Origin of the sequence: Pseudonocardia sp. UM4_GMWB1 (genome assembly GCF_017312155.1) — a bacterium.
In the GTDB taxonomy this organism is placed as follows: Bacteria; Actinomycetota; Actinomycetes; order Mycobacteriales; family Pseudonocardiaceae; genus Pseudonocardia; species Pseudonocardia alni.
This window is the reverse complement of the sequence record NZ_QJPN01000001.1, coordinates 3,013,201-3,028,953: the sequence shown is the minus strand read 5'-3', so window position 1 is coordinate 3,028,953 and position 15,753 is coordinate 3,013,201. Positions and strand designations below refer to the sequence as shown.

14 protein-coding genes are annotated in these 15,753 nt (G+C 74.7%); 6 read left to right on the top strand and 8 right to left on the bottom strand.

Annotation, left to right across the window (positions count from 1 at the left end; all coding sequences use genetic code 11):
• Window positions 1-76: 76 nt before the first annotated feature.
• A complete protein-coding gene (gene ruvC / locus DMP15_RS14500; RefSeq protein WP_073575272.1) occupies window positions 77-727 on the bottom strand; it encodes a crossover junction endodeoxyribonuclease RuvC in 651 nt (216 codons plus the stop codon).
• A gap of 132 nt (window positions 728-859) precedes the next feature.
• Here ruvC and DMP15_RS14495 point away from each other — a divergent pair, with 132 nt between their 5' ends.
• From DMP15_RS14495 to DMP15_RS14485, 3 genes are read left to right on the top strand one after another with little or no spacing between them, the layout of a single operon-like run.
• Complete coding sequence (locus DMP15_RS14495; protein ID WP_073574654.1) at window positions 860-2,008, top strand: alpha/beta hydrolase; 1,149 nt, start codon at window positions 860-862, stop codon at window positions 2,006-2,008.
• Complete coding sequence (locus DMP15_RS14490; RefSeq protein WP_337826025.1) at window positions 2,008-2,607, top strand: MOSC domain-containing protein; 600 nt, start codon at window positions 2,008-2,010, stop codon at window positions 2,605-2,607. Before DMP15_RS14495 ends, DMP15_RS14490 begins: the two co-directional genes overlap by 1 nt.
• A 56-nt stretch (window positions 2,608-2,663) precedes the next feature.
• Entirely contained in the window at window positions 2,664-3,251 is a 588-nt protein-coding gene (locus DMP15_RS14485; RefSeq protein WP_073574652.1) for a hypothetical protein, read from the top strand.
• Window positions 3,252-3,270: 19 nt separating this feature from the next.
• Here DMP15_RS14485 and polA read toward each other — a convergent pair whose 3' ends face one another.
• Together polA and DMP15_RS14475 are read right to left on the bottom strand one after the other, a co-directional pair.
• The gene (gene polA / locus DMP15_RS14480; protein WP_073574651.1) at window positions 3,271-6,066 is read right to left on the bottom strand and encodes a DNA polymerase I; all 2,796 of its coding nucleotides are present in this window, start codon (window positions 6,064-6,066) and stop codon (window positions 3,271-3,273) included.
• Between the two features lie 89 nt (window positions 6,067-6,155).
• On the bottom strand, window positions 6,156-6,905 hold the full coding sequence (locus tag DMP15_RS14475; protein WP_073574650.1) for a YebC/PmpR family DNA-binding transcriptional regulator: 750 nt from the start codon (window positions 6,903-6,905) through the stop codon (window positions 6,156-6,158).
• A gap of 286 nt (window positions 6,906-7,191) precedes the next feature.
• Between DMP15_RS14475 and DMP15_RS14470 the strand changes: the two genes are divergently transcribed.
• Both DMP15_RS14470 and DMP15_RS14465 read left to right on the top strand, forming a co-directional pair.
• A complete protein-coding gene (locus DMP15_RS14470) occupies window positions 7,192-7,470 on the top strand; it encodes a DUF1490 family protein (RefSeq protein WP_224402295.1) in 279 nt (92 codons plus the stop codon).
• A gap of 40 nt (window positions 7,471-7,510) precedes the next feature.
• Window positions 7,511-9,706: a heavy metal translocating P-type ATPase gene (locus DMP15_RS14465; RefSeq protein ID WP_073574648.1), complete on the top strand. Its 2,196-nt coding sequence runs from the start codon at window positions 7,511-7,513 to the stop codon at window positions 9,704-9,706.
• Here the strand turns inward: DMP15_RS14465 and DMP15_RS14460 are convergent.
• Both DMP15_RS14460 and pdxT read right to left on the bottom strand, forming a co-directional pair.
• On the bottom strand, window positions 9,649-10,140 hold the full coding sequence (locus tag DMP15_RS14460; RefSeq protein ID WP_073574647.1) for a hypothetical protein: 492 nt from the start codon (window positions 10,138-10,140) through the stop codon (window positions 9,649-9,651). The two genes, DMP15_RS14465 and DMP15_RS14460, sit on opposite strands and share 58 nt — an antisense overlap.
• Window positions 10,141-10,226: 86 nt before the next feature.
• Window positions 10,227-10,853 (bottom strand): pyridoxal 5'-phosphate synthase glutaminase subunit PdxT, encoded by a 627-nt coding sequence (pdxT, locus tag DMP15_RS14455; protein WP_073574646.1) that lies wholly within the window; start codon window positions 10,851-10,853, stop codon window positions 10,227-10,229.
• A 325-nt stretch (window positions 10,854-11,178) separates the two neighbouring features.
• Here pdxT and DMP15_RS14450 point away from each other — a divergent pair, with 325 nt between their 5' ends.
• Window positions 11,179-11,892, top strand: coding sequence for a hypothetical protein (locus DMP15_RS14450; RefSeq protein ID WP_337826024.1), 714 nt, complete (start codon window positions 11,179-11,181; stop codon window positions 11,890-11,892).
• A 5-nt stretch (window positions 11,893-11,897) separates the two neighbouring features.
• Here the strand turns inward: DMP15_RS14450 and DMP15_RS14445 are convergent, their stop codons facing one another.
• From DMP15_RS14445 to DMP15_RS14435, 3 genes are all read right to left on the bottom strand, one after another.
• Entirely contained in the window at window positions 11,898-13,304 is a 1,407-nt protein-coding gene (locus DMP15_RS14445) for an NAD-dependent malic enzyme (protein ID WP_337826023.1), read from the bottom strand.
• A gap of 61 nt (window positions 13,305-13,365) precedes the next feature.
• Window positions 13,366-14,640 (bottom strand): DUF4032 domain-containing protein, encoded by a 1,275-nt coding sequence (locus DMP15_RS14440; protein ID WP_073574644.1) that lies wholly within the window; start codon window positions 14,638-14,640, stop codon window positions 13,366-13,368.
• Complete coding sequence (locus DMP15_RS14435; protein WP_217266863.1) at window positions 14,641-15,666, bottom strand: LacI family DNA-binding transcriptional regulator; 1,026 nt, start codon at window positions 15,664-15,666, stop codon at window positions 14,641-14,643.
• Window positions 15,667-15,753: the final 87 nt, after the last annotated feature.

Genomic DNA, 15,753 nt, shown 5'->3' with positions numbered 1-15,753 from the left:
CGTTCGAGGCACCGACGCTACCGGGCCGCACCGACGGAACCGCACGCGACACCACGCCACCACCGGGCGAGACGGGTCAGCGTGCGCCCCACCCGCCGGCGGACCGGGCGTCGGCGGCCGCGCGGGCCGCGGCCCACTGCTGGGCGGCACTGGGCCGGGCGCCTCCCCGCTCCCGCTGCGCCTCGGCGAGCCGGGCCCGGTGCACCGCGGCCAGCTCCTCTGCGCGGGCCTGCGCCTGCGCCATCCGGTCGATCATCGGGGAGCGCCAGCAGTGGCAGATGGCCAGCGCGAGCGCGTCGGCGGCGTCGGCCGGCTTCGGGGGTGTGTCCAGGCCGAGCAGCCGGGTGACCATCGCGGTGACCTGCGCCTTGCCCGCGCGGCCCTCCCCGGTGACGGCAGCCTTGACCTCGCTGGGGGTGTGGAAGGCGACCGGCAGCCCGGCCCGTGCGGCGACCAGCGCGACGACCCCGCTGACCTGCGCGGTGCCCATCACGGTGCGGACGTTGTTCTGGCTGAACACCCGCTCGACGGCGATCACGTCGGGGCGGTGCCGGGCCACCCAGCGCTCCACCTCGTCGGCGACGGTGAGCAACCGTCGTTCCAGCGGCAGGCCCGGCTCGCTGCGGGCGACGCCGACGTCGACGAACCCGACGGTCCGGCCCGCACCGGCCTCGACGACGCCGATCCCGCACCGCGTCAGTCCGGGGTCGACCCCGAGCACCCGCACCGCGTCCCCCTCGCCTCGGATCCGCACGGCCGTTCGAGAACCGTACCGGTGGAGGCGGTCCCACCCGGTGCGGGCACGCCGGACCGGCGGGTCCGGGCCGGGCCGCTCGGACCGGGATGACAGGGTGCGCAGGTGACGTCGTTCCTCCGGATCCTCGCGTGGGTGTGGGCCGCGCTGCTGCTGGTCGTGCTGGTGGGGACCTTCCGCCCCGGGACCCCGGGGATCGGGCTCGCGGGGTCGTTCCTGTCGGGCGCGTATCCGCTGCACGTCGCCCTGGCCGGGGTGCTGGGGATCCTGTTCGGGCTGGCGGCGCGGGCCGCGGGTGCCCGGTTCACCGGAGTCGCGACGGCGGTGCTCGCACTGGCCGCGGTCGTCGGGTCGGTCACGGTGCTGGCCGCACAGGGCCGTGCGGCGTCGGCGCAGGGCGTCCCGCTGGACTGGACGGCGACGCTGACCGAGCTGGGCCAGCCCGACGGGCGGCCGGACCGGTCGGTGGAGTTCGCCCCCGGCCGCACGCTGGACCTCTACCTGCCGACCGGCGCGGGTCCGCACCCGACGATGGTGTGGGTGCACGGCGGGTCGTGGACGAGCGGGGACCGCGGCGACCGCACCGCGCTGAACCGGTGGCTCGCCGAGCGCGGCTGGGCGGTCGCGGCGGTGGACTACCGGTTACCGCCGCCCGAGCCCGTCGGCCGCGACCAGCAGCGCGACGTCGCGTGCGCCGTCGACTGGGTGCGCGCGCACGCGGGCGAGGCGGGTCTGGATCCCGCGCGGCTGGTGCTGGCCGGGCAGTCCGCGGGCGCGACCCTGGCGCTGTCGACCACGTCCGGGCTGCTCGACGGGACGCTGGCGTGCTCCGAGGCACCGGCCGCGTACGGCGGCACCCGCCCGGCCGGCGCCCCGCCGCCGACGCCCGGCCCGCCGCCGGTCGGCGTGGTCGCCTACTACCCGCCCGTCGACCTGACGCTGGTCGACCCGGACCTGCAGAGCACCCTGTTCGGCGGGACCGCCGAACAGGCACCGGGCCTGCTGCGGCTGCTCTCCCCCGCCGAGCAGGTCCGCCCGGGGCTCCCGCCGACCCTGCTGCTGCTCGGGTCCGCGGACCACTACGTCCTGCCCGACCGGGTCGCCGCCTACGACCGGGAGCTCCGCTCCGCGGGGGTCGACGGCAGGCTGGTCACCGTCCCCTACGCCGACCACGTCTTCGACCGGCCCTTCGGCAGCCCGGGCGCGCAGCTGACCCGGGAGGCCGTGATCCGGTTCCTGACCGGGCTGAACTGATGCGGGTCGAGGTCACCGCCCTGCTGGCCGCGTCCCTGCACGCCTACGAGGGCAGGCCCGCGGACGGGCCCCGGCCCGACCCGGAGCCGCCGCTGCGCCACGCGGTCCGGGTCCGTGCCGGCCACGGGATCGTCGGCGACCGCTACGCCGGCCGCCCGGCCCACGCCCGCGCCGCGGTGACCCTGCTGGCCGCGGAGTCGCTGGACCACCTGCGCGCGGTGCTCGGTGACGCCGTCGACGCGACCCCGGCGGCGATGCGGCGCAACGTCGTCCTGCGCGGCGCCCCGGTCGACGCGCTCGCCGCACCGGGCCGCGGCGGTACCGGCGCGCTGTTCGCCCTGGACTCCGGCGACGGGCCGGTCCGCTTCCGCGCGCACCGCGCCGCCGCACCGTGCCGCTGGATGGACACCGAGATCGGCGACGGCGCGTGGGCGGCGCTGCGCGGCCGGGGCGGTGTCCGCTGCGAGCCCCTCGACGACGGCGTGCTCCGCCTCGGGTCGGCCGAGCTGACGATCCTGGAACCGGCGGCAGCCGTACCGCCGGACGCCGGGCACGGACCGTCCGGCGGGATGTCCCCACCGTCCGCCGCGACGACGTAACAGCAGGTGGGAGCAGTGCGAGCCTACCGGCGTCGGCCCCGCAGGAGGTGACGCCGATGCCGCTGGTCCCGCACCCCCGCCGCCCCGACGCGCCACCGGCCGTGCCGGCGCAGGCGGGCGTCCTCGTCCACCGGGGTCTGCCCGGGGACCGGGCGACCTGGGCACGCCGGGCAGGCCGGATCGGCGGGCTCCTGGTCGCCCTGGCCGACGCCGAGTCCGGCGGGCTGGAGCTGCCCCCGTCGCTGGCCGGGCGCCGCGCGCTGTGGGCGTGGTCGCGTTCCGTGGAACGCGCGGTCGCCGCGGCGGGCGACGCCGACGCGGTCGTCGTGATCCACACCGACGACGCCGACGTCCTCGCCGCCGCCGGACGCGACCTGGCCGCGGTGCTGCGTCACGAACGCGACACCCGACGCCTCACCGGCCCTCGCGACACCACGGCCGGCGCCACGACCCGTACGCCCGGCCCGACCGGGCGGCTCTGCGCGATCCTGCACACCCAGGCCCGCAGGCAGGACGTCGCGGTGGAGCAGCTCGTCGCCGAGCTGGGCCGCGCCGCCCGGATCCTCGCGCCGGGACACCTGCGTCACCCCTCCGGAGCCGGATACGGCGCCGGCGCCGCCGCACCGGGAGCGGTCCTCGGCTGAGCCCGGGCCGGGGCGCGGGTCAGTGCGCCGCGGCGTCCCAGCTGCGGCCGGACCCGACCGACACCTCCAGCGGCACCGACAGGTCGGCCGCGGCCGCCATCTCGCGGCGCACCAGCGCTTCCAGGGTCTCGCGCTCGCCGTCGGCGACCTCGAGGACGAGCTCGTCGTGCACCTGCAGCAGCATCCGGCTGCGCAACCCCTCGGCCTGCAGCGCCCGGTACACCCCGAGCATCGCGACCTTGATGATGTCCGCCGCGCTGCCCTGGATCGGGGCGTTGAGCGCCATCCGCTCGGCCATCTCCCGACGCTGACGGTTGTCGCTGGTCAGGTCGGGCAGGTAGCGCCGCCGCCCCAGGATGGTGGCGGTGTAGCCGTCCTTGCGGGCCTGGTCGACGACACCTGCGAGGTAGTCGCGCACCCCGCCGAACCCGGCGAAGTAGTCGTCCATCAAGCCCTTGGCCTCCTCGGTGGAGATCCGCAGCTGCCCGGACAGACCGTAGGCCGACAGCCCGTAGGCCAGGCCGTAGTTCATCGCCTTGATCTTGGCGCGCTGCTCGGGCGACACCTCGGCCGCCGCGACGCCGAAGACCCGGGCCGCGGTCTCGGCGTGGAAGTCGTGCTGTGAGCGGAAGGCCTCGATCAGCGCGGCGTCCTCGGACAGGTGGGCCATGATCCGCATCTCGATCTGGCTGTAGTCCGCGGTGAGCAGCTCCGCGTACGGCGCGCCGTCGGGGCCGGATCCGACGACGAACGCGTCCCGGATCCGGCGCCCGGCGGCGGTGCGGATCGGCACGTTCTGCAGGTTCGGGTCGGTCGAGGACAGCCGGCCGGTCGCGGCGATCGTCTGCGAGTACGTGGTGTGGATCCGGCCGTCCTCGGCGACGGACTTCATGAGCCCGTCGACGGTCACCTTGAGCCGGGTCGCGTCGCGGTGCTGCAGCAGGAACTGCAGGAACGGGTGCTCGGTCTGCTCGTAGAGGCTCGCCAGCGCGTCCGCGTCGGTGGTGTAGCCGGTCTTGGTGCGCTTGGTCTTGGGCATCTCCAGCTCGTCGAACAGCACGACCTGCAGCTGCTTTGGCGAGCCGAGGTTGATCTCCTTCCCGATCACCTCGTAGGCCTGCCGCGCGGCCTCGCGGACCTGGGCGCCGAAGTCCGACTCCAGGTCGGACAGGGTCTCGCCGTCGACGGCGATCCCGGCCGCCTCGCAGTCGGCCAGCACGAACGCCAGCGGCAGCTCCAGGTCGGCCAGCAGCTCGCTGCCGCCCCGCTCGGCGAGGTCGGCGTCGAGGGCGTCGGCGAGCTCGGCGATCGCCGAGGCCGCGAGCATCTCCTGCTCCGCGGCCCGGGTGTCGGCCTCCTCCTCACCGCCGAGCAGCGACAGCTGCCCGTCGGCGGGCTCCTCGGTGCGCAGCTCGCGGCGCAGGTAGCGCAGCGCGAGGTCGGCCAGGTCGAACGTCCGCTGCCCGGGCTTGGCGAGGTACGCGGCGAGCGCGGTGTCGCTGGTCAGCCCGCCCAGGGTCCAGCCCCGCGCGCGCAGCGCGTGCAGCACCGCCTTCACGTCGTGCGCGGCCTTCGGCACGGACGCGTCGGCGAGCCAGTCGCCCAGGGCCGCCTCGTCGTCCGGGGTGAGGCCGGTCAGCGCGAGGTAGCCGGCGGCCGGGACACCGGCGGTGGCGCCGGAGGCCCGCTGCTCGACGGTCGGCTCCCCCGTGGCGAGCGCGATCCCGTCGAGGTCGCGCCCGGCGATCGGGCCGGTGACCCCGGCGAAGCTCACCGCGACGCGACGCCCGTCGCGGGCGTGGGCGTCGAGCCAGGCCCGCGCCGCGCCGGGTGCGACGACCTCGCCGGAGACCTCGAAGCCGGACTCGGCCTCGGGCTCGGCGGAGGAGAGGGTGGAGAACAGGCGCTCGCGCAGCACCCGGAACTCCAGCTCGTCGAACAGGCGGTGCACCGCGTCGCGGTCCCAGGGGCGCAGCTCGAGCTCCTCGGGGGCGGCGCCGAGGTCGACGTCGCGCACCAGCTCGGTGAGCTGGCGGTTGAGCAGCACGTTCGCCAGGTTGGCCCGCAGGTTGTCCCCGGCCTTGCCCTTGACCTCGTCGACCCGGTCGGTGAGCTCGGCGAGCGAGCCGAACTCCCGGACCCACTTGGCCGCGGTCTTCTCCCCCACCCCGGGGATGGAGGGCAGGTTGTCCGAGGGGTCGCCACGCAGCGCCGCGAAGTCCGGGTACTGGGTCGGGGTGAGCCCGTAGCGCTTGTCGACCTCGGCCGGGTCGATCCGGCCGAGGTCGGACACGCCGCGCTTGGGGTACAGGACGGTGATGTCGTCGGTGACCAGCTGGAACGCGTCACGGTCGCCGGTGGTGATGAGCACCTGGTAGCCGTGCCCCTCGGCCTGGGTGGCGAGGGTGGCGATGAGGTCGTCGGCCTCGAACCCGTCGACGGCGAACACCGGGATGTTCAGCGCGGCCAGGACCTCCTTGATGAGGTCGATCTGGCCGCGGAAGTCGTCCGGCGTCGACGAGCGGTTCGCCTTGTACTCGGCGTAGCGCTCGGAACGGAAGGTCTTACGCGACACGTCGAAGGCGACCGCGAGGTGGGTCGGCTCCTCGTCACGCAGCAGGTTGATCAGCATCGAGGTGAAGCCGTAGACCGCGTTCGTGGTCTGCCCGGTACCCGTGCGGAAGTTCTCCGCGGGCAGCGCGAAGAACGCCCGGTAGGCCAGGGAGTGGCCGTCGAGCAGCAACAGGCGCGGCTTCGCCGGTGCCTTCTTCTTCGCCGAGGCCGACTTCTGGGTGCCCTGCGTCGCTGTGCTCATCGGCGGCGAGTCTAGAACCGACCCCCGACAGCGAACGCGGCCGCGCCCCTGGTGGGGACGCGGCCGCGTACGGACCTGCCGGGGCGACCTCAGCCGACCTCGGCCATGACCTCGTCGGAGACGTCGAAGTTGGCGTAGACGTTCTGGACCTCGTCGGAGTCCTCGAGCGCCTCGATCAGCTTGAAGACCTTCTTCGCACCGTCGGCGTCCAGCTCGACCTGCATCGACGGCACGAAGACCGCCTCCGCGGAGTCGTAGTCGATGTCGTTCTGCTGGAGCGCGGTCCGCACCGCGACGACGTCGGTCGGCTCGGAGACGACCTCCCAGCTCTCGCCGAGGTCGTTCACCTCCTCGGCACCCGCGTCGAGGACGGCCATCAGCACGTCGTCCTCGGACAGCTCGGCCTTCGGCAGCACCACGACGCCCTTGCGCTGGAACAGGTACGCCACCGACCCCGGGTCGGCCATGGTGCCGCCGTTGCGGGTCATCGCCGTCCGGACCTCGGTCGCCGCCCGGTTCCGGTTGTCGGACAGGCACTCGACCAGCACCGCGACCCCGTTCGGGCCGTAGCCCTCGTAGGTGATCGTCTGGTACTCGGCGCCTCCGGCGTCGGCACCCGAACCACGCTTGACCGCACGGTCGATGTTGTCGTTCGGGACCGAGCTCTTCTTCGCCTTCTGGATGGCGTCGTAGAGCGTCGGGTTGCCGTCGGGGTCACCGCCGCCGGTCCGGGCCGCGACCTCGATGTTCTTGATCAGCTTGGCGAACATCTTGCCGCGGCGGGCGTCGATCACGGCCTTCTTGTGCTTGGTCGTCGCCCACTTGGAGTGACCGCTCATCGGCTCGTCTGCCCACCTCTCGTGCTCGCACCGCGCACGCGACGCGCGGTGAGGGGCAGGTCCGACGCCCCGCAGCGCGAGCTGCGGTCGGGCCGACCTGCGGGAACCCGTCAATGTTACCGACGACGCGGCTCCCCGCCGGGCCGGGCCCGCGCACGCCCCCCGTCACCGACACATGCAAGATCGACTATGCTTCGCCACCACGTCCCGCCGGGAACCCGGCGCGGACTACGCTGACAACCGTTATCGGCACCTGCACCGGGCGCCGGTCGCGAGAGGAGCGCACGTGTTCGGAGCAGTGGCAGGCAAGGCCGTGGGGCTCGTCGTGAGCGGGCTGGCCGGCGCGGTCGCCTACGACGGCGTCAAGAAGGTCGCGCGCTCCGGCGCCGTCCGCGAGGCCGCCGTCTCGATGACCACCTGGGGCCTCAAGGGCGCCCGTGCCGCCGAGACCGGCGCCGAGAAGGCCCGGCTGGCGACCGCCGACATCGTCGCCGAGGCCCGCGGCCGCATCGGCGAGGAGGCCCCCGCCCCGGGCAACGGCCACGGGCACGGCCACGAGCACTGATCCCGGCCCTCCGGGCACGACGAGCGAGACGAGCGAGACCGTGAGCACCGACACCGCCGGCCCGGACGCCACCGTCCTCAGCGACGCCGCGGGCCGCATCCGCTTCGCCGTCCCGGCCCTGCGCGGGCGGACCGCGCTCGCCGTGGCCGTCGAGGACGAGCTGGACCACGTCGGCGGGGTGCGGCAGGTGCACGCCTACCCGCGCACCGGCAACGTCGTCGTCTGGTACCGCCCGGGCTGCGACCGGGTCGAACTCGTCGAGGCCATCGGCAAGGGTCTGGGCGCCGAGCCCGAGGCCACCGCGGCCCGCACCCCTCGCTCGGCCGACCAGCACAACGGGGAACTGGCCCGGCTGGTCGTCGGCGGGGTCGCGCTCGCCGCACTCGGCTTCCGCCGCTACGCGCTGCGCCGCCCGCCGCTGCTCGGGCCGGCCAGCCGCACCGTCGCCACCGGCGTCACGATCTTCACCGGCTACCCGTTCCTGCGCGGCGCGCTCCGCTCGCTGGCCGGCGGGAAGGGCGCGGGCACCGACGCTCTCGTGTCCGCGGCGACCGTCGCCAGTCTCGTGCTGCGCGAGAACGTCGTCGCGCTGACCGTGCTGTGGCTGCTCAACATCGGCGAGTACCTGCAGGACCTGACGCTGCGCCGCTCCCGGCGCGCGATCTCCGAGCTCCTCACCGGCGCCACCACCCGTACCTGGACCCGGCTGGCCGGCGGCACCGAGATCGAGATCGACATCGCCGACCTGTCGGTGGGCGACGAGGTCGTGGTGCACGAGCGGATCGTGCTCCCGGTCGACGGCGAGGTCGTCGACGGGGAGGGCGTGGTCGACCAGGCCGCGATCACCGGCGAGCAGCTGCCCGTCTCGGTCGCCCCCGGGGCCGTCCTGCACGCCGGGTCGGTGCTGCTGCGCGGCCGGATCGTCGTGCGCGCCACCGCCGTCGGGCAGGACACCGCGATCGGGCGGATCATCGACCGGGTCGAGCAGGCCCAGGGCGACCGGGCCCCGATCCAGACCGTCGGCGAGAACTTCTCCCGCCGGTTCGTGCCGGCCTCGTTCCTGCTCTCGGCGCTGACCCTGGTCGTCACCCGCGACGTGCGGCGCGCGATGACGATGCTGCTCATCGCCTGCCCGTGCGCGGTCGGCCTGTCCACCCCGACGGCGATCTCCGCGGCGATCGGCAACGGCGCGCGGCGCGGCATCCTCATCAAGGGCGGCGCGCACCTCGAGGCGGCCGGCCGGGTCGACGCGGTGGTGTTCGACAAGACCGGCACCCTCACCCAGGGCCGCCCGGTCGTCACCAACGTCATCTCCTTCCACGACGACTGGGCGCCCGAGCAGGTCCTGGCCTACGCCGCGTCCTCGGAGATCCACTCCCGGCACCCGCTGGCACAGGCGGTCATCCGCTCCACCGAGGAGCGGCGGATCGAGATCCCGCCGCACGAGGAGTGCGAGGTCCTGCTCGGCCAGGGCATGCGGGTCCAGGCCGACGGACGGGTACTGCTCATCGGCTCACGCGACCTGCTCCGCGCCCAGGGCGTCACGGTCCCGCGCAAGGCTGCGGACTGGGTGCGGCGACTGCAGAAGGCCTCGGAGACGCCCCTGCTGCTCGCCGTCGACGGCGCGCTGGTCGGCCTGGTCTCGCTGCGCGACACCGTGCGGACCGAGGCCCGCGACGTGCTGGAACGGCTGCGTGCCGACGGCGTCACCCGGATCGTCATGCTCACCGGCGACCACCCGCAGACCGCGAAGGCCGTCGCCGAGGAGCTCGGCATCACCGAGTACCGCGCCGAGGTCATGCCCGAGCAGAAGCAGGACGTGGTCCGGGCGCTGCAGGCCGAGGGCCACACCGTCGCGATGATCGGCGACGGCACGAACGACGCCCCCGCGCTGGCGTTGGCCGACATCGGGATCGCGATGGGCGTGGCCGGGACCGACGTGGCGGTCGAGACCGCGGACGTCGCCCTCGCCGCCGACGACCTCCACGCGCTGCTCGACCTGCGTGACCTTGGGCGGCGCTCGATCACCCTGATCCGGCAGAACTACGGCATGTCGATCGCGGTGAACGCGGCCGGGCTGCTGGTCTCCGCCGGCGGGGCGATGTCACCGGTGGTCGCGGCGATCCTGCACAACGCCTCCAGCGTCGCGGTCGTCGCGAACAGCTCCCGGCTGATCCGCTACCGGATCCCCGCAGGCGTGGCGACGACCGTCGTCGAGGGTGAGGTCGTCCGGTAGAAGGCCCGCGCGGCGGGGTGGAACAGCAGCACGACGGCGCCGACCACCTCGGCCACGTGCAGACCGCGCAGCGCCGCCGCGACGAGCTCGGGCGCGGTCGCGGACACCAGGAACAGCCCGACCGAGCCCCCGTCGGTGAGGGCGCGCACCGGTTCGACGACCAGTGAGGCCGTCCCGAGTACACCGAGCACGCCGAGGACGGTCCACCGGTACACGCCGTGCCCGGAGCGCAGCTGCAGCACGACCACGCCCAGGACCAGGTAGATCCCGGCGCGGACGGCCAGCTCCCCGGTCGTGGGCGGCACCGGTGCGGCCAGCCGGACCAGGGACTCGGCGAGCCCGGCCAGGATGGCGCCGAGCCACAGCGCGACGCTGAGGTCCACCGCGGAGGGCAGGACGGGGCGCGACCCGCTGGGCACGACGGTGGTGGTCATGCTTTCCAGGGTCCCCGGGCCGGGCCGGCCGGCCCACACGGCGCTCCCCCCGGTGGACCTGGGGTATCCCCCACCCCCGTGGGGGGTCAGCCTGCGGCGCGCACCATGTCGACGAACAGCGCGTGCACCCGCCGGTCCCCGGTCAGCTCGGGGTGGAACGACGTGGCGAGCACCGGGCCCTGCCGGATCGCGACCGCGCGCCCGGCCGCCTCACCCGCGTCGGCACCGGCGCTCGTGACGTCCGGGACGGAGGCGAGCACCTCGACGTCGCCGCCGGTCTTCTCCACCCACGGGGCGCGGATGAAGACCGCGTGCACCGGACCACCGATGAGCCCGGTGAAGTCCAGATCGGTCTCGAAGGAGTCGACCTGGCGGCCGAAGGCGTTGCGCCGCACGACGACGTCGAGCCCGCCGAGCTGGTGCTGGTCGGGGCGGCCGTCGAGGATCTCCTCGGCCAGCAGGATCATGCCGGCGCACGATCCGTAGGCGGGCAGCCCGTCGCGGAGCCGGGCCCGCAGCGGCTCCAGCAGCTCGAAGGTGTCGAGCAGCTTGGACATGGTCGTCGACTCGCCGCCGGGCAGGACGATGCCGTCCACCGCGGCCAGCTCGGACGCACGGCGGACCGGCACGGCCTCGGCGCCCGCCGCGGTCAGCGCCGCCACGTGCTCGCGGACGTTGCCCTGCAGGGCCAGCACACCGATCCTCACCGCCATGCACGTCAGCCTAGACCCGTGCGACCTGCGGTAACCGCCCGTCCGGGGGTGAGCCGCGGCACCGTACGGCGGTGCCGCGCCCCGGGGTGCAGGACGGATCCTGGGCCTTCGCGCGGTGCCGGGCACGGCCCCGCCCGGGCACACGGGGGTGGGGCGTCATGGACATCGGAGCGACGGTGCGGGTCTTCCGGGCCGAACCCCTGGCTGCGCCGGGCGACCCGGACCGGGCGCCGGCGCACCCGCCGACCGATGGGGCGGCGACACCGGCCGCGCCGGCCCCGGACGGCATGCCACGGCGGGTCCCCGACCGGGCCGGTGAACCGGTGTGTGCCCCGCGCTGAGCACACCGTCGGACGGCGCCGCACCGGACGTCGCGGGCGTCGTCGTCGGCTGGCGGTGCTGGCGTGTCGCGGGCCCGGCCACCGCGCCGCGGCTGCGTTCCCCGCTGCACGTGGCCACCGAGTGGCCGCCCGGTGGCGCCCTCGCCGCGCACTGCGAGCTGCGCGGACACGAGGCACCGGACCCGGCCTGCACCTGCGGTGTGCACGCGGTCCGCGACCCGGCCCGGGTCGGCGGCGTCGGGTTCGGTCCCGGCACCGTGCTGGGCTGCGTCGCGCTGTGGGGTCTCGTCGTCGAGGGCGAGCACGGCTGGCGGGCCGGCGCCGGGGCACCGCTGGTGCTGTTCTGCGGGCCCGCGCTGGGCGACCCGGAGCGCAGCGGGCTGGCGCGGACCTACCGGATCGGGGTGCACCGGCTGCCGATCCCGGTCGCGACCACCGTCGAGCTGCCGCTCCCGGTCGCGACGGCGGGCGCGGTCCGTGCCGCCGCCGCCGAGGGCCGGGGCCTCGACGACGCCGCGGCCGCGTTCGTGGCGGCCGTGCCCGTGCCGGACGCCCCGGCGCGCCCGGTGCGCGTGCCGCGACCCCGCCGGTTCGCGCTCGGGACGACGGCGGTGCTGGCCGTGCTCGTCGCCGCGGCGGCCTCCCCCGCCGAGCACGTCCCCGTGCCCGCGCCGCCCGGGGTGGTCGTCCCCCGGTGAGCCGGTCAGCCCGCCTCGACCTCGCCGCGCTTCGCCTGCTTCGCGGCGGCACCGCGCAGCGCCTCGGCGACGGCCGGGGCCACGCTCGTGTCGAACACGCTCGGCACGATGAACGACGGGTTCGGCTCGGCGACGACGTCGGCGATCGCCTCGGCCGCGGCGAGCATCATCTCGTCGGTGATGTCGTGCGCCTGGGCGTCGAGCAGCCCGCGGAACACACCGGGGAACGCGAGCACGTTGTTGATCTGGTTCGGGTAGTCCGACCGGCCGGTCGCGACGACGGCGGCGTGGCGCATCGCCAGCGTCGGGTCGACCTCGGGGTCCGGGTTGGCCAGTGCGAACACGATCGAGTCGTCGTTCATGGTCCGCAGCTCGTCCGCGCCGAACAGGTTCGGCGCGCTGACCCCGATGAAGACGTCGGCCCCGACGAGCGCGTCGGCCAGGGTGCCCTGCTTGCCGTCCTTGTTGGTCTGCGCGGCGATCGAGACGAGGTTGTCGTCCATCCCCTCGCGTCCGGTGTGGACGATGCCGTCCACGTCGACCGCGACGACGTCGGCGGTCTGCTCCGAGCCGAGCAGCCGGATGATCGCCGACCCGGCCGCGCCGACGCCGCAGACGACGACGCGGATGTCGGAGAACTTCTTGCCGACCACGCGCAGCGCGTTGCGCAGGGCGCCGAGGACGACGACGGCGGTGCCGTGCTGGTCGTCGTGGAAGACCGGGATGTCGAGCAGCTCGCGCAGCCGGCGCTCGATCTCGAAGCAGCGCGGCGCGGCGATGTCCTCCAGGTTGATGCCGCCGTAGCCGGGGGCGATCAGCTGGACGGTGCGGATGATCTCCTCGGTGTCCTGGGTGTCGAGGCAGACCGGCCAGGCGTCGACTCCTGCGAACTGCTTGAACAGCGCCGCCTTGCCCTCCATCACCGGCATCGCCGCGGCGGCGCCGATGTTGCCCAGGCCGAGCACCGCGGACCCGTCGGTGACGACGGCGACGGTGTTGCGCTTGATCGTCAGGCGCCGGGCGTCGGACGGGTTCTCCGCGATCGCCATCGACACCCGCGCGACGCCCGGGGTGTAGGCGCGCGACAGGTCGTCACGGGTGCGGAGGCTCACCTTGGACCGCACCTCGATCTTGCCGCCGAGGTGGAGCAGGAAGGTCCGGTCCGAGACCTTGCGGACCGAGAAGCCCTCGAGCTGCTCGATGGCGGTCTTGATCTCCTCGACGTGCTCGGTGTTGCGGGCGTTGACCGAGATGTCGACGACGAGACTCTCGGTGCGCGCCTCGACGACGTCGAAGGCGGTGACGACGCCACCGACCTGGCCGACGGCGGCGGTGAGGTCACCGGCCGAGGTGGGGTGGGCGGGGGCGTCGACGCGTGCGGTGATGGCGTAACCGGGACCGGGAATGGACACGGCCCGGAACAGTACCGCCGGGCGTGTGGTTACCGTGGCGTCAACGATGTGACGACGCGCGTCACCGCTCGTCGGCGTCGTCCGCGGGGATCCGCGGCAGCGGCCCGGTGGGGGCGTCGGCGACGGCCATCTTGGCCGCCGAGTCGGTCGGGGCGTGCCCGCCGAGGGCGGCCAGCGCGGTCTCGTTGCCGACGTCGGCGCCGGCCCGTTCGGACAACAGCCAGCGCACCTCCAGCAGGTCGCAGTACGCCTGCACCGGATCGCCGGCACCGCCGAGCGCGGCGTGCGCGCGGGCCGATCCGGGCTCGAGGCAGTGGTCGATCCAGCTGCGGGCGGCCGCGCGCTCCGACACCTCCTGACCGGTGCGGCGCTGCATCCAGTCGCGGTGGGCGTTGAGGTCGCCGAGCAGGATCCGGGCCTGGCCCTCCCCCACGCCGACACCGGTCAGCCTGCGCAGCGTCTCGGAGTGGTAGTTGCGGTCGCCGACGGCGATGTGCAGCCGCGACCGGCCGTCGCCGATCGGGAGCAGGGACACCTCGTCGACGGCGAAGCCCAGGTCGTTGAGCTCGCGGATGGCGCCCTCGACGCGGTAGCGGTCGCCGAAGGCGAAGACCGGCGAGGTGTGCAGCGCCTCCCACAGCTCCCGGTAGCGCTCGGGCAGGGCGGTCGCCTCGTCGATGAGCTGCGGGATCATCTCCGGCGGGCGCTCCAGCGAGGTCGCGAGGTCGATCATCCCGGCGGCGATGTTCTCGACCAGGATCGTCACGTCGTGCTCGCGCTGACCGTCGGACAGGCCGTCCGGGTGCACTTCGCTGGTCTCGGCGTCGACGAGAAAGGCCTGCAGGGTCTGCCCGTCGCGGGTGAACAGGGTGTTGTTGAGCGAGCAGTCCCCCCAGAACACGCCGTGCCGGTGCAGCTCGACCAGCAGCGAGATCATCGCGTCGAACAGCCGGGCGCGGTGCCGCGGCCGGTTCGGGGGCAGCCGCAGGAACAGCCTGCGGTACTGCCAGGACCCGGCGAGGTAGCGGGTCACCAGGATCGCGGTCTCGTGCGCCGGCTGGTTCACCAGCCCGGCCGGGCGGACCGCGGGCAGGCACTGGTGCTCGAGGCGCCGCAGCACGTCGTACTCGCGACGGGCGATCCGCTCCGGCATGTCCTTGAGCGCCCACAGTGCACCGTCGGCCTCGACGAAACGGACGAGGTGCCGGCTGGGGCCGACCTCCATGTCGCGCAGCGGGACCCGCATCTCGTCCCACCGTTCCAGCGGCTCGTTCCAGGGCAGCGCGATCAGCTCGGGGCCGGGGGCCCGCAGCACCAGCTCCGGCGGAGCGTCCATTCAGGACACCCCCCGCACGCCGCGGGCCGGTGGGGCGGTGGAGCCGCGGATGACCAGCCGGGTCGGCAGGGTCGCGACCGGCTCGACCGGCTCGCCGGCCAGCGTCGCCAGCGCCATCCGGGCCGCGACGGCACCCTGCTCGGCCGCCGGCTGGGCCACGGTGGACAGATCGGTCAGCGCGGCCAGCGGGTGGTCGTCGATACCGATGACCGACACGTCGCCGGGCACCGCGAGCCCGGCCCGGCGCAGCGTGCCGACGGCGCCGAGGGCGACCTCGTCGGTGTGGGCGTAGACCGCCGTCGGCGGGTCGGACAGCCCGAGCAGCTCCCCCATCGCCCGCGCCCCGCCCTCCGGGCTCCAGGGCACGCTCACCGTCAGGGCGGGGTCGTGTGCCACGCCGGCGTCGGCGAGCGCCGTCCGGCAGGCGGCGGCACGACCCTCGGGCTGGCCCGGGTCGAGCTCCGGGTCGGTGGTGACGATCATCCCGATCCTCCGGTGTCCGAGGTGGAGCAGGTGGTCGACGGCCTGGCGACCGGCGACGTACTCGTCGATCGACACCGAGGGGTGGTTGCCGATCCGGGTCCCCGCCGACACGATGCCGACGCCGATCCTCTCCAGCCGGGCGCGCTCGGCGTCGTCGACACCGAACCCCAGCAGCACGACGGCGTCGGCCCGCCGGCGGGCGGGCAGCTCGGCGAAGAACGCGCGCCGGGCCGCGGCGTCGCCCAGGTGGTAGAGCAGCACGTCGCGCCCGGCCTCGCGCACCACGTCGGACAAGCCCTCCAGCGCCGCCCCGAACCACCACCGCGACAGGTGCGGGACGACGACGGCGATCCGCCCCGTGGTGCCCCGCGCGAGGCCGGAGGCATCCGGGCTGACGACGTACTCCAGGGCGCGCGCGGCCTCCCACACGCGGGCGCGGGTGGCCTCGGCGACGTGGGGGTGATCGCTGAGCGCGCGTGACGCGGTGGCCGGTGAGACCTTGGCCAGCCGGGCCACGTCGGCCAGGTTGACCGGTTCGGGCACGACACATGTATGCCCAAAGCTGGAAGCGATTGCAAGAGCGGATGTTATCCGACTGCGCTGGACCATCGCCTGTCGATCAGTAAGGAT